Raw genomic sequence first — 13,684 nt, 5'->3', positions numbered from 1 at the left:
CCCGACACGCCAGCCAGACTCAACCCCCCGCTACACCCCGGATCGCGAAGAGCCAGATTGCAGTCTGCTGGGGTCGCACTACCGCCGGAATTGCCGCGAGAATGCCCACCGGCTGGACACGTGAATTGGAAGTCATCCAGACTAATGGTGGACCATCATTCGTTCCGGGAAATCCCGTGGGAGATTCACTTCACGTGATGGCGGCTTCCGGAAACGGAACAGTTCGCGGACTCGCGGCGCCCACCATTCTGGATGACGCAGGAGCGGCAAAGATGCTTCGCATCGACAGATCCGTGGCGAATACTTTCAAGGCCGCCGAGTCCAGCCGCATCATGTTGTTCTCCCCCGGCAGCGTCAACGCCAATTCGGTATTGGTGCAATCGGGATATCTGTCTGCAGAGCAAATGCAGCAGATGAAATCTGTTGGCGTTGCGGGTGACGTGATGAGCCATTTCATCACGGCTACGGGCGATCTGGCGGATCCAGACCTGGACAGCAGAACACTGTCGATGAACCTCGATGCAGTTCGCAGATGCCCAAATGCCATTGCCGTATCAGTGGGGCCACAGAAGGCGGAGATCACGAGGGCCGTGGTCACATCGGGCCTGTGCAGCGCCCTCATCGTCGACAGCACAATTGCCGAGAGCCTCCTCTCGGCACCCAATATTTCCCATGAAGAAGATATCGGCAGTTGACCCCTGCCACCTTTCATCAATCAGAAGAGGAAGAGAACAATGGCAACAATTGCAGTGCTCGGTGCTGGTGTGATGGCTTCGGGTCTCACGAACCCTGCGCGGGACAACGGCAACGAAGTCAGGCTCATTGGTACCCATCTGGATGACGACATCATCACGTCCATCAAGGAAACAGGCATTCATCCAGTGCTCGGCGTGAAGCTTGACGAGGGCGTCAAGCCGTTCTACTTCTCTGATGCCGAAGAACAAATTGCCGGTGCCGATGTCGTGATGGTCGGCGTGAATTCGTTTGGGATCGACTGGGCGGGCGAACAACTCGCGAAATTCCTGCAGCCAGGCCAGAAAGTCCTGGTCATCACCAAGGGGATGCAGGCGGATGCCGACGGAAATCTGGATATTCTGCCCCATGTCCTGCAGCGGGCAGCCGGTGACAAGGCGGACAAGGTGACATGGTCGGCGATCGTCGGCCCGTGCATTGCTGGCGAGCTCGCTGTGCGCCGCCCCAGCTGTGTCGTCTTCAATGGCGAGGATCCCGAATCACTGGAATACCTCGCAGGTCTCTACCGCACCGACTACTACCACGTGTGGACGTCGACTGAGTTCGTCGCGCACGAGGTCGGTGCAGCGATGAAGAACGTCTTCGCCTTCGGCCAGGGATTCGCTCATGGCATTCTGACCAAGAACAAGGAGCTGGACGCCAAGTACGTCATGTTCAATTATTCGGCGGCGCTCTTCGCCGAGGGCTCCCGAGAAATCCATCAGTTCATCGAGTTCATGGGCGCGAATCCGAAGGTCGGAGACGGGCTGGGCGGTGTCGGGGACATGTTCGTCACCTCCATGGGCGGCCGCAATGTGAAGGCTGGCGGCTTCGTGGGGGCTGGCGTCCCCTTCTCAGAGGTACGCGAGGTGCACATGAAGGGCATCACCCTTGAGGGTGTCGCCGCGATTCGCGTGGTCGGTGCCGCGCTGGAGAAGCTCACCGAACGTGGCGTCGTCGCAGCCGACGACTTCCCGCTGGTGCGTTTCCTGTATGACGTGGTTGCCCGGGACGGTGCTCTGGAGGTTCCGTGGGACACCTTCTTCGGCGGGCAGAGGAGCCTCGTCAGCACCGGTAGCTGAGTCACCGACTCAGCCAGTACGCGGGCGTCCGCTCCGATCACATTCGGGGCGGACGCCTGTCCCTGTGGCAACTGGCCGAGCTGCCGGCATCTCCCGAGTTCTGCCTGGAATGAGTCGGGCCGAGTTGAGGATGAACGCCGTCTCGCTGGACACGTGGACGACCGCGGCCAGCACCGGCCCGAGAATGCCCACCCCCGCCAGGACCATGCCTGCCAGATCGACCACCACAGTGCCGATGAAGTTCACCATGATGATGCGCCGTGCTCGGCGCGCAATGCGCAGGGTTTCCACGAAGTCCGATGGGTCTGAACTGATGAGGACGAGATCGGCGCTCTCGCGTGCGATGTCAGTGCCCGAGCCCATGGCCACACCCACATCGGCCCTTGCCAGAGCCGGTGCGTCGTTGATTCCATCCCCCACCATCGCGATGCGGCGCCCCGCGGCGCGCGCGGCGTCGATAGTCGCCAGCTTGTCGGTCGGGAGCAGATGGGCATGCACCTCGTCGATGCCCACTGCATTGGCGATCGACTGCGCAACCACTTGGCTGTCGCCGGTGAGCATGGCGACCTCGACGCCCATCGACTTCAAATCCCTCACCGCCGCAGATGTCGTGGTCCGGAGGCTGTCGGACTGCGTGATGGAGCCGAGCCAACGGCCCTCGCAGGCCACTTCCACTCGGGCCACAGTGCGGGCCCCGGCGAGTTCTCCCGAGTTCCCCACCTGTGGCACGAGTCTGCTGTTGCCGACCTGCACCTGCTGCCCGTCGATCGATGCGGTCACGCCCATGCCAGGCACATAGCCGACATCATCAGGCTCTGTCAGAGCAAGATTGAGGACCTGCGCACGAGCCACGAGGGCTTGTCCGATCGGATGCTCGGAGTGCAATTCAGCACTCGCCGCAAGCCTCAGCAACTCATCAGCGGTAGCCCCCGGCGCAGGAAACACGCCGGTTACCTGGATGATGCCCTCGGTAAGCGTGCCGGTCTTGTCGAACATGGCCGTGTTGACGGTGGACAGAATCTCCAGGTGCTCGCCGTCCTTGACGAAGGCGCCATGGCGGGCGCAACGCGCGATTGCTGCGAGCACCGCCAGCGGCGTCCCCGCGGCCACCCCGCATGCACCGGCGACGATCACCACCGAAATGGTGGAGCGGGCATCGCGAGTGACCAGCCAGGTTGCCACCGCACCCGCGATCGCCACGAGCACCAGCCAGGTAGCGAGACGGTCCGCCAGACGCTGCACCGGAGCACGGCTTGACTGTGCCTGCTCGACAGCCGCGATGATCCGCCCGTAGGCCGACTCCGCGCCCACCCGTTCGGCGCGGATTTCCAGCACGCCCAGCTGATTCACCGAGCCGGCGAACACCTGCTCGTCCGGAAGGGCATCCACGGGCAATGACTCCCCGGTGATGCGGGAGGCATCAACTGTGGAGCGCCCCGCCACCACCGTTCCGTCCACCGGGACGCGGCCGCCAGGGCTGACCACGACCACCTGACCGGCGACGACCTGTGATGCCGGTGTCCGCACGATCTGATCACCCTGCCGAACCTCCACGGTTTCGGGCAAGAAACTGGCGAGCTCGCTGAGGGCATCGCGGCCACGATCCATCGTGAGATCCTCAAGGATCTCTGCGGCGATCACGAATGCCGTGATGACCAGGGATGTCACCCATTCCCCGATGGCCGCCGCGGCAAAGATCGCGATGAGCATGGACAGCTCCATGCTCATCCGGCGAGCAGCGATGTCATGCGCGGCTTCCACGCAGATGGACCAGCAACCCACTGCGAGACCCACCACTCCGACGCCGATGACGAGCCAGTGCAATTGCGCCCAGCCCGCCAGCCCGACGAGGACCGCGCAGGCCACGACCACGGCCACGCGATGCACTTCCCGATGGTTCACCTGTGCCCACAGCCCCGGGGCGTCTTCGACGGTGGACGCCGGCGCTACCCCAACAGCCGGCCCCTGGAGCGGATTCATCGCCCGCCGCCAGGCAGGGGATCGTCTGCACCGCCGGCTTCCAGATGGTGCCGAGGCAGGAACTCGACAACATGTTCAGCCTGGTAGACAGCCTGGGTGATCAACGCGACGGCGTGCTCGTCGACCAGGCGGTAGTAGACGCGATTCCCCTCCTGGCGGGGGATCACGATGTGTGCCCACCGCAACTTGGCCAGGTGCTGCGAAACGGCCGGGCCCTGCTTGCCGACCATGGTGGCCAGCTCCCCCACGGAGTGCTCACTGTTGATGAGGGCCACGACGAGGCGAATCCGCGTGGGGTCCGACAGCAGGGAGAACACCTCAGCGGCCAGCTCTATGTACTCCGAATCGAGTGTCACCCCAGCGGAAGCGGAGTCCAGATCTACTTGTCTACTTGCGTCCATTCGCAGATAGTAAGTTAGTAAGGCCTAACTTCCCACGATGTCCACAAGAAGAGAGCTACATCACCATCGCCATGGGCATGGAGAACAACACCGCGTTGATCACTGCCATGATGAGGATCGGTGCCCAGTTCAGGGCAAGACTCAACCTGGGCGCCGAACCACCCGCGGCGGATTGCGTGGAGCGGGAAGACATTCCGGACATCCGATATGCCGTGTACAGCGACAGCGCGGTGCCCGCAACGATGAGCACATACTGAATCACCTTCACCCCCACCGGGCCGACCACCGCTGTGGACTGCCCGGCATGGCTTGCACCGAACATTCCAGAGAAGGAAAAGGCCAGCGACTTTCCCTCGGCCAGCAGGTGGAACAGGATGTGTGCGATGTGCACCGAGATGCCGAACGGGATGAAGGAATAGCCGAATCGAGCGAAATTCTGCTTCGTGGACAGACCATCACATTTCCCGGCCAGCCAGGACGCCAGGGCGAGCAGGACGATCGGCGCCGCGATCGTGGGGATGAACGCGAAGGTGAGGGTGAAGAGATCATCGGAATCACTGCCGAATTGGTCGGCCACCCCGCCCAGGAAGCTCTGCCAGATCGGCAGCATGGACATATTCTCCAGCAGCACGATGCCGACAATCGTCATTGCCAGGAAGCCGACATCGAAATGCGGACGGCGCACATGCCACAGCTCCTCGGCAGGCAACCGCGGGCTGAGCCGGATCGAGTCGTTGGGGCAGTTCTTCACACATCCGGAGCAGTAGTCGCACTGCGAACTGGAATCCATCGCCCTCGGGAACTCGAACATATGGCAGCCCTCACCGGCCACGCCGCCCTTCAGACATGCCTGCACCTCGCATGATGTGCAGGTGGAGGCCTTGGTTCCCCGCAGCTCGAGCATGCCCACCCGGGCGTAGTTGCTGGACAGCCCGCCGACGAAGCAGACATATCTGCACCACGTGCGTCGCTCGTAGAAAGCACCGAAAATCACTGCACCGACGGTGACCCCGATGAGCAGGGCCGCCGATCCGCGCGGAGATTCCGACAGACCCCAGACATGTTCCATCCAGGTGACCACCAGAAAGACTCCGATGACGATCCACATCGCGTTACGGCGTAGGAACTTGGGCACTTCCCTGTTGGCTCCCACGAGACGCTGCACGAGATCGCTCATCAGCCCGAATGGACAGATGGAGCACCAGAAACGTCCGACGAACAACAGCATGATCGGCAGGATCGACCACCACAGCACCCACATCACCGTGGCGCCGAAATTCTCGTCAGCATTCAAAGGGCCGGCCAGCAGCTCATAGACGATGAAAACACTGCCGATGAGCACGGGAACTTGGACAACCCCGGGATACCATTTGCTGCGCATAATTCCGGCAACAACCCGATTGTCCAGCAGATTGATGCGCTGTCTCGGGCCTGATCGCGGGGCATTGCTACCAACAGTGGAGATATCGCCGGAAATCTTGCTCTGAACTTCTGGGCTCACGCTATTCGTCCTTACACAAGCACGAATGGCCGGTGCAACATCATTTCGTGCCGCACCGGCCATTTCTTGCATTTACTCTGGGTCATTCACTCGGGTTGGCCCCATTACGCTCGGTTGCTCATGTGTTGGGGCGCATCAGACGCCGGCCGGAGCTGCCTTCTTCGCAGGACTCTGATTCTTCTTGCGGCCGGGCATTCGTGACAGCCAAGAACCCATGATGACCGAGGCGCCGAGCCAGATGATCGCCTGGGCGATGAAGGAGTACATCCGGAACCGGGAGAGCACATCGGCTGGGAAACCCGGGAACAGGATGGCGCCGCTCGGATCGGTGGCCGCCAACGGTGTTTCGGTGGTGATTGGAATCGTCACTGCCGAATCCCCACTGCCATAGGTGACCTCGGTGCCGAAGTACTGGGTGTTCTGGGCAAGGGAGCCCAGGCTCGGCAGGATCGCGAAGAGGATGCACATCGCAGTCACATAGCAGGCACCGGCGATGATGACCGCGTACCAGGTGTCCATCGACTTCGACAGTCGGCGAGCCAGGTAGGCGGCAAGGATCATGAAGACGACCGAACACACGACAGTCAGCAGATAGAGATTCCCGCGCTGGTGAATCGTCCAACTGTGGCCGATCGCCGGAGGATTCGGCGGGTACTTCAGGGCGGGCACGACGAACACGGAGATCCAGCCGAGCAGGCCGATCACGAGCAGGGTCATGCGGATGGTCAGCGGCGGCTGGCCGGCGGTGACCTTGAGGACGATGCGGAAGGCCACTGCGATGAGCAGGCCGAATGCCAGGCCCATCAGGACCATTCCGGTGGCGATGCCGATATTGCGCTGGATGCCGCGAGAGAAGATCTCGATGTCGGGTCCGGGCTCGGGGAACTTGATGCCGGCTGCGGCGTCAAGATCGTTGATGTGGTCCATGACCTCGTCACGGGCGCCTTCGTAGTCGATGGCGAGTTGAATCTGGGGCTCGACGAGAATCCTGGCGAAGATGAAGGCCAAGAATCCTGCAATCGCACCCGAGACAGCACCGGTGAGAAAGATCTTCCGGTCGCTCAGGTATTGAATCATTGTTTTCCTTGTCTGCGGGCGCACCAGAGCGCACCCCGCCCCTCACGGGTATGCATCAGAAACGACTCTCCGGGGGCGGAACGCGGATGCGGCACGGAATTGTCGAGGTGAAACATCACCCCTCAGGGCAGCACAGAGCCGGGCGCAACAAGGACATGACTGCGCGCAACAGGGCTCAGCGCACTACCTGCACGGTGCATACGCACCGAAATTTCCTGCTGCTCAGTGGCAGGGGAAGCCGAGGAAATGACGGGAATCATGCACGAACTCATGAATGTGCATGTCATTTCCGAAAATGGAGTAGGCGCCCTGGTCGACACCGATGAAGTAGTAGAGCAGCAGGGCAACGACTACAGCAGAAATGATCCAAGGAAGTGCTGACTCCTTGACCCAGTCAACTGCACCGGCCTTCTCTGGTACTGCCGCGTAAGAAGACATCTGAGAAACCTTTCCTCAAGGGATTACGCGTCCCGAACTGATGAAACGCCCTGAGGGGGAGGTCTGAACTCGTCCCGCGAACAAACCGCGGGCTTCACAGTGGCGCGACCGTATCGGATTGGACCGATTTCTCCCCGACCGAACAGCCTCAGGGTAACACCGGGTCTTCCACTGAATATCAGGTGGTCCCCCTGGAGTGGCTCTCCCGCACGGCAGGTGCTTGTTGTCTTGTCGGCGCTGCACTGTTCCTGAATGGACGCAAGGCTGCACAACCGGAGCCGGCCGGATGCCCGGTCCGGCCGGGGCGCGGAACCCCTCAGGCGCTGGGCGTGGGAACTGCGGTGGTCATCTCGGCGGCAGGCATCGTCATACCATTCGGCATCGTCATCATGGCCGTGGACGAACTCGAAGGCACGCTCTGGGCGGCATCCATGGACATCCCGGACATCGGCATCGTGGAACCATCGGGCATCGTCATGACGACTGTTGAGCTGGTCATCGGCATCGATTCGCCGGCCGACATCGTCGAACCGCCGCTCATCGACATGCCGGCCATGGGTGCATCGGAGCCACCCGAGCTGGCGACGGCGCGGATGATCACCAGGGCGAACACCCCGAGCGCCACGACGACGACGATCACCCGGCCAACTTTGCGGCGGTTCGATGATTTCCTGGGCACTTGGCCCTTGTCAGATTCGGGCGAGGACATCTGTCTCCTTTGGCGACCAGCCATCCCAGCCGGCACACGCTGAAGATATCGCAGGCCCGGGAGCGGCCCATGCCCACATCCGTCAGGGTGTCAGCTGGCCCAGTGCCCTGCATAGAACAGGCCGGCCCACCAGATCATGACCGACACGCTGGTCGCTGCCGCGAGCACCAGCACGACGATCCGCGCTGTCCTGCCCTCCGGCGAGGAGGGACGCCATGCGGCCCAGGAGCCGATGCCGATGAACAGCGGGAACCACAACAGCACGGCTCGATTCACCGAGATGAACCAGGTGGTGCAGCTCAGCGCCAGTACCTGCAAGAGCACATAGAGCGCCTGGGCCCATGCCCGCCTGACAAGGCATCCCACCACCGTGAGATATCCGATGACGACCGAGACGATCTCGAATCGGAAGAGCCAGGCCCGCGACGGCTCGGCGGGCCAGGCCTCGGGATGAGTGGCGAACAATGTGTTCTGAAAACCCTGCCACGGCGACATGAAAGTGCGATGCCAGCCGGCCTGCTGCGCACCGAACCACGCCTGCCAGCTGCCGGTGAGGCCATGCAGGTAGATGACGAAGCCCGCAACCACCGCGCAGGGGATCACCAGCCAGGCGAGGTGCCGCAGCCTGGCCACCGGAGCCTTCTCACTTGTCCCTGACTCGCCGCCTGCGATGCCCTGTTCACGCCCTGCAGGCTCTCCCCCGGTCAACGCCAACACGGCGAGCCCCGCCACCAGGAACAACCCCGAGACCCGCACCGTACAGGCCGCCGCAGCCAGCACCGCCGCCAGCGGCCAGCGTCCCCGGCGTGCCATCAACCAGGCCCAGAATCCAAGGGCGCAGAACAATGCCTCGGTGTAGGGCACCACGGTGAACACGGCCATCGGCGCGATGAGCCAGGCGATCGCCGCGAAGGGTCCTGCCAGCCGGTCGAGTGCCAGTGCCGCCGCCAGTGCCGAGGCATTGCTCACCAGCGCAGCGCCCAGGATCATCGGCACCCCCACCGCACCAACACCACGCATGACAAGGGGGAGCCCTGGGAAGAAAGCCATGTTCTGCGGATCGGCATAGCCGTTGAGAGCGATCGCCAGATAGTGCTGCACGTCCCAATTGCCCAGCACATCGTCCACCCGCATGCCGCTGCGCACCATGATGAGCCCCGCCGTGACCAGCAGCACCACACGAGTCGCCAGCCACGCCGCGATGACGGTGCGCGTGCGGCCAGGCTTCCGGCCCAAAGGGCCATTCACGTCAGGGACACCCGAGCCCACCCCCGTAGGAACCGACGCAGCAGAGGATTCCCGGTGCCATGACGAATCAGGCATCCGGCACCGCATGCGCCCGGATCACCCACGGGGCATCCGTGGCATGGTCGAGGACACCGCCCACCGGGTCGTCTGTGTAGGGCACCCGCACCGGATCGTCCCAGGGTTTGAGTATGTCGCGAACAACCCGCGAGGCCACCCACAGCTGCACGGCGATTCTCAGCAGGACGGCCACCCAGTAGAGCACGTTGGCGCTCTCGCCGACCCCCAAGATGCCTTCCAGAAGGCCCCACACGGCGAAGAAGTACATCAGCTCGGCCACATTCCACACCGCCCAGTCCACGACCTTCGGCCTGGCCAGCACGAGGAAGGGCAGCAGCCACAGCGAGTACTGCGGGGAATAGACCTTGTTGCACACCAGGAAGACCACGAGGAGCAGAAAGACGACTTGGCCCAAGCGTGGGCGCAGGGGAGCGTTGAAGACCAGCCAGGCCACGACCACCAGACCGGCAATCATGAACACGGCGACGATGACATTGAGGCCGGGCACGGAAAGACCCATGAGGCTGAGGACGTACCACAGCGAGCCGAGATCGGCATTGCGCTGGAAGTTCATCGTCCAGAATCGCGCCCACCCGGCCGGGGCAGTCATGATGACCGGCAGGTTGACCGCCACCCAGACCACCACCAGCGCGGACATGAAACGCACGGCCTCACGCATCTTGCCCGCCCGTATGCACAGCAGCAGGAGTGCCGCCACCACGAGAATCGGATAGAACTTCGCCGAGAAGGCAAGGCCGATGAGTACTCCGGCGAGAGCTGGCCGCCGGCGTGCCCACAGCAGCACGCCGAGCGAGGTGAGCGCGACTGCCAGCATGTCCCAGTTGATCAGGCCGGTCGCCGCGACCACTGGAGCCGCAGCGATGAACAGCGCGTCGAAGCTGCGGGTCCTCACCCCTCCAGTGGCCGCGCCGGCGGAATCACGACCCATCAGCAAATGGGCGATGACAAGGGCGAGGAAACAGCAGAACAGACCGATTGAGGTGAGCACGAAGAAGAGCTGACTGGCATCCAGTTGCTGCTGGCCGCTGGCCTGGGGGCCGACCACGCCCCCGAAGAGGCGGGTGAAATACCGGCCCAGCATCACGACATAGCCGATGAGAACGGGGTACTCCAACTGCGCCTGGCCGTAGACCGCCGCGCCGAGGGAGATGCCATGCCCCTGGTAGATGAGCGGCACATCGCTGTAGCAAAGCCGCAGGAAGGGATTGACGGGCTGACCGTAGGTGTGCTGCTGGCAGGGCGCCTGTCGCGCCATCAGGACGATCCAGTTGAGAGCCGACAGCGCCAGGGCCCAGGGCACCGGATTGAACCAGACTCCCCACGGGCCCGCATGACGCCCGAGGGGCCCACCGATGCGCTCCGTGAACTGCTGCATGTAGCCACTCATCGCGACCGGGCTCCCCCTCTGGCTCGCACTGACAGCAGCTCCTGCGACCAGGCGCGGCTGCACAACCGAATGTGCATACCCGGCTCTATCGTCCCGCTCCAGTAGCCGCAGCCTGTTCCTGCGCCCTACCGACGGGAGTATTCGCCTGAGCGCCTGCCGCCGTGGCCGTCTGCCCCGCAGGAGCTTGTGTTGCCGTGGCGGTGGTCCCGCCATAGCCCTGCTGCGTGTATCCGGTTGAGGTGGCGGTGGCCGTTGGCCAGGTGTATCCGGTTGAGGTGGCAGTGGCCGTTGGCCAGGTGTATCCGGTTGAGGTCGGGGTCTGTGCGTAACCGTTGTCCTGGGTCTGCGACTGCGCGGGGACCGGTGAGGCACTCACGCTGTACCGATTGTCGAAGGTCTCCTTGGGCATTCCCTGCATGGCTTCCTGCATGTAGCTCACCCAGGTGCGCGCCGGATACAGACCTGAGGAGAAGCTGCCGGAGGGCGAATAGGGATCGAGATTCGCATTGCCGTCGCCAACCACGTACATCACCGCCGTGGAGATCTGCTTGGTGGCGCCGACGAACCAGGCCGAAGTCGTCTCGTTCCCGTCATCCTTCGTGCCGGTCTTCGCGATGACCTGGCGGCCAAGGGCCTGAGCCGCTGTTCCCGTGCCGCTCGTGACGACTGACTCCAAGCCGGTCTGGGCGGTCTGGGCCACCCCGGTCTCGATCGTCTGGTCGGCATTGGTGTTGCCCACGTAGACGTCCTTGCCGGAGGAATCCTGCGCCTCCTTCACCACATGTGTGGTGTTCCGTCTGCCGTCATTGGCGATGGTGGCAAAGCCGCTGGCATTGGACAGCGGGCTCACCTGTGCGGTGCCCAGCGCGATCCGGTTGTTGAGATCCCAGCCGTCGGCAGTGGGAACACCCGCGTCGTTGGCGGCCTGCACCACAGAGGCCGGGCCGTTCTTCATTCGTGTCACGAGATCGGTGAACGCCGTGTTCATCGAAAAGGAAGTGGCCCTCAGCAGGGCGACCGACCCGTAGTTCACGTTGGAATCATTGTGCACCGAAACCTGGTCACCGGCGGGGGTGAAGGTGTTGCCGTTCAGAACGGTGTTCAGCCCGAACCCTTGCCTCAGCCCTGCGATCAGTGCCCACGCCTTGAAGGTGGAGGCAGCGGGACGCGCTGTGGTGGCCCAGTCCAGCTGAGAGGTCAGATAGTCGGGACCGCCATACAGCGAGTAGACCTCACCGGTCCCGACCGCCACCGAGGCGATGGCGACATGCAGACTGGAGGGATCCTGGTTCGTCTTGGCATTCTTGATGGTCTGGGCCGTGTAGTCCTGGGCGGTCTTGATGGCATTGGCCTGCATGGCCGGATCGAAGGTGGTGATGATCTTGAGGCCACCGCCGTTGATCTCCGCGTCGGTGAGACCGTTGCTCTCCAGTTCCTTGACCGCCAGGTTGATCAGAAAACCGTTGGGCCCGGCATAGGTATCGGCCTGCTTGGCCTGCTGGATCGCAGGCAGTTTGCCGTAGTTCGAATCGTGATCCTCCTGGGAGATGTTGCCGGCCTGGAGCATCCCGTCGAGGACATAGTCGTAGCGCTCGACGAGCTGCTGCTGGGCCTCGTCGCCATTGGAGGGATCAAGGCCGCTGGGATTGTTGATCATCGCTGCGAGCATTGCCGATTGCGGCACCGTCAACTGGTCCGCGGTAGTGCCGAAGAAAACCTCCGCAGCGCGTTCCACGCCGTAGGCGCCTCGCCCGAAGTACACCGTGTTGAGATAACCGGAGAGGATGTCCTCCTTGCTCACCTCGGTGCTCAGCTTGACGGCCAGCGCCAATTCATGGAGCTTCCGGCCCATCGTCTGGTCACTGTTGAGATAGCGGATCTTGATGTACTGCTGGGTGATGGTCGAACCGCTCTGCAGCTCGCCACCACGCGAAATGGCCACCAGTGAACGCCCGATCCCCTTCGGGGAGATACCCCGATTCGTCCAGAAGGTGCGATCCTCCGCCGCGATCGCGGCATTCTTCATGTTGTCCGAGATCTTGTCGTACGGCACCACGGTGCGGTTCTGGATCGACAGCTCTCCGAGCTTGGTGGTGCCGTCCCGGAAGTACAGCGTTGTCGTCTGGGACGAATAGTTCTGGTTCGCATCGGGCAGCTTCACACTGGCGTAGTAGACGAATCCGCCGATGACGACTGCGAGCATCGCGATGACCACCACCAGAGCAATGATCGCGACAATCCGCTCGGCGAGATGGCCACCCTTCTTGCGGGAGCCCTTGCCAGCGGCCCTCCTGGGCTTGGGGTGCTGGGAACTCGCACTGCGCTCAGCCATAGATGTCCTCTACTGTCTGCACATGGCGAGGCGAACGGCGTTTCCGCCCGTCTCCTAGGAGATAGCTCCTGATCCGGAAATTCCACCCGCAATCGGGGCAGACCTCCACCTCATGGACCGTGAACTCGCCGAACTGACTCTCCATCTCAACCAATTCCGCCGATTGCTTGATCCGTCCTGAATACTGCCCCAGCTGATCACCGAAGACATAGGTCAGGACGACGAGGTGTTCTCCGGCGCACACCGGGCACTCTCGCCCCGCGGGAACCCCGTGGTGGAGGGCGGATGTCACGAGCAGGGGATCCGCATCGCAGGGATCGGATTCCATCATCACGCGGCTCGGACGCCTCAGCGCCTCGAGCGTTGCCCGGCGCTGGAGCGCAAAACTCATCACCTGGCGCTGCGTCCGCATGGGGCAAGACTAATAGGAGACCATGTGTGACGGTGATCAGCGCCGGATATACCGCTACACTAGGCGGGCGCCATTGCGCGGGGCATTAGCTCAGCTGGTAGAGCGACGGCTTTGCAAGCCGTAGGTCAGGGGTTCGAGCCCCCTATGCTCCACCGAAGATCGGATGTTCAAACCCTCGACATCGGACGTTCGGCGCCCAGTTTGGTCCCCCCGGCCCCGGCCGGTGTGGGGGGGGGGGGGGGGGGGGGGGGGGGGGGTTTGTTGTGGGGTTTGGGGTTTGGGGGGGTGGGGGCCGGCCCCCCGGGGC

12 protein-coding genes and 1 tRNA gene are annotated in these 13,684 nt (G+C 63.0%); 3 read left to right on the top strand and 10 right to left on the bottom strand.

Annotation, left to right across the window (positions count from 1 at the left end):
• On the top strand, positions 1 to 695 hold a 695-nt coding region (locus ABF648_RS10845), incomplete at its 5' end, for a sugar-binding domain-containing protein (RefSeq protein WP_415632280.1).
• Positions 696 to 734: 39 nt separating this feature from the next.
• Entirely contained in the window at positions 735 to 1,814 is a 1,080-nt protein-coding gene (locus ABF648_RS10840) for a glycerol-3-phosphate dehydrogenase (protein WP_415632279.1), read from the top strand.
• Between the two features lie 9 nt (positions 1,815 to 1,823).
• On the opposite strand, the gene ABF648_RS10835 is transcribed toward ABF648_RS10840, so the two are convergent.
• The 10 genes from ABF648_RS10835 to ABF648_RS10790 form a co-directional block, all read right to left on the bottom strand.
• Positions 1,824 to 3,794 (bottom strand): heavy metal translocating P-type ATPase, encoded by a 1,971-nt coding sequence (locus tag ABF648_RS10835; RefSeq protein WP_415632278.1) that lies wholly within the window; start codon positions 3,792 to 3,794, stop codon positions 1,824 to 1,826.
• Positions 3,791 to 4,195 carry an ArsR/SmtB family transcription factor gene (locus tag ABF648_RS10830; protein WP_415632277.1) on the bottom strand — a complete coding sequence of 135 codons (405 nt, stop codon included), beginning with the start codon at positions 4,193 to 4,195 and terminating at the stop codon, positions 3,791 to 3,793. The genes ABF648_RS10835 and ABF648_RS10830 overlap by 4 nt, the downstream gene beginning before the upstream one ends.
• Positions 4,196 to 4,250: 55 nt before the next feature.
• Entirely contained in the window at positions 4,251 to 5,696 is a 1,446-nt protein-coding gene (locus tag ABF648_RS10825) for a 4Fe-4S binding protein (RefSeq protein ID WP_415632276.1), read from the bottom strand.
• Between the two features lie 135 nt (positions 5,697 to 5,831).
• Complete coding sequence (locus tag ABF648_RS10820) at positions 5,832 to 6,773, bottom strand: CbtA family protein (protein ID WP_415632275.1); 942 nt, start codon at positions 6,771 to 6,773, stop codon at positions 5,832 to 5,834.
• Positions 6,774 to 6,995: 222 nt separating this feature from the next.
• On the bottom strand, positions 6,996 to 7,211 hold the full coding sequence (locus tag ABF648_RS10815; protein WP_415632274.1) for a CbtB domain-containing protein: 216 nt from the start codon (positions 7,209 to 7,211) through the stop codon (positions 6,996 to 6,998).
• Between the two features lie 316 nt (positions 7,212 to 7,527).
• Positions 7,528 to 7,920: a hypothetical protein gene (locus ABF648_RS10810; RefSeq protein WP_415632273.1), complete on the bottom strand. Its 393-nt coding sequence runs from the start codon at positions 7,918 to 7,920 to the stop codon at positions 7,528 to 7,530.
• A 90-nt stretch (positions 7,921 to 8,010) separates the two neighbouring features.
• Positions 8,011 to 9,156: a hypothetical protein gene (locus ABF648_RS10805; protein WP_415632272.1), complete on the bottom strand. Its 1,146-nt coding sequence runs from the start codon at positions 9,154 to 9,156 to the stop codon at positions 8,011 to 8,013.
• A gap of 79 nt (positions 9,157 to 9,235) precedes the next feature.
• Positions 9,236 to 10,621 (bottom strand): glycosyltransferase family 87 protein, encoded by a 1,386-nt coding sequence (locus ABF648_RS10800; protein WP_415632271.1) that lies wholly within the window; start codon positions 10,619 to 10,621, stop codon positions 9,236 to 9,238.
• Between the two features lie 97 nt (positions 10,622 to 10,718).
• Positions 10,719 to 12,965: a transglycosylase domain-containing protein gene (locus tag ABF648_RS10795; protein WP_415632270.1), complete on the bottom strand. Its 2,247-nt coding sequence runs from the start codon at positions 12,963 to 12,965 to the stop codon at positions 10,719 to 10,721.
• Positions 12,958 to 13,377, bottom strand: coding sequence for a DUF5318 family protein (locus ABF648_RS10790; protein ID WP_415632269.1), 420 nt, complete (start codon positions 13,375 to 13,377; stop codon positions 12,958 to 12,960). Before ABF648_RS10790 ends, ABF648_RS10795 begins: the two co-directional genes overlap by 8 nt.
• A 79-nt stretch (positions 13,378 to 13,456) precedes the next feature.
• On the opposite strand from ABF648_RS10790, the gene ABF648_RS10785 reads away from it, so the two are divergent.
• Positions 13,457 to 13,529: transfer RNA gene (locus ABF648_RS10785), tRNA-Ala, on the top strand.
• Positions 13,530 to 13,684: the final 155 nt, after the last annotated feature.

This window comes from Propionibacterium sp., assembly GCF_047719395.1.
Classification (GTDB): domain Bacteria; phylum Actinomycetota; class Actinomycetes; order Propionibacteriales; family Propionibacteriaceae; genus Propionibacterium.
The sequence above is the reverse complement of the archived record's forward strand: the minus strand, read 5'-3'. Positions and strand labels throughout refer to the sequence as shown.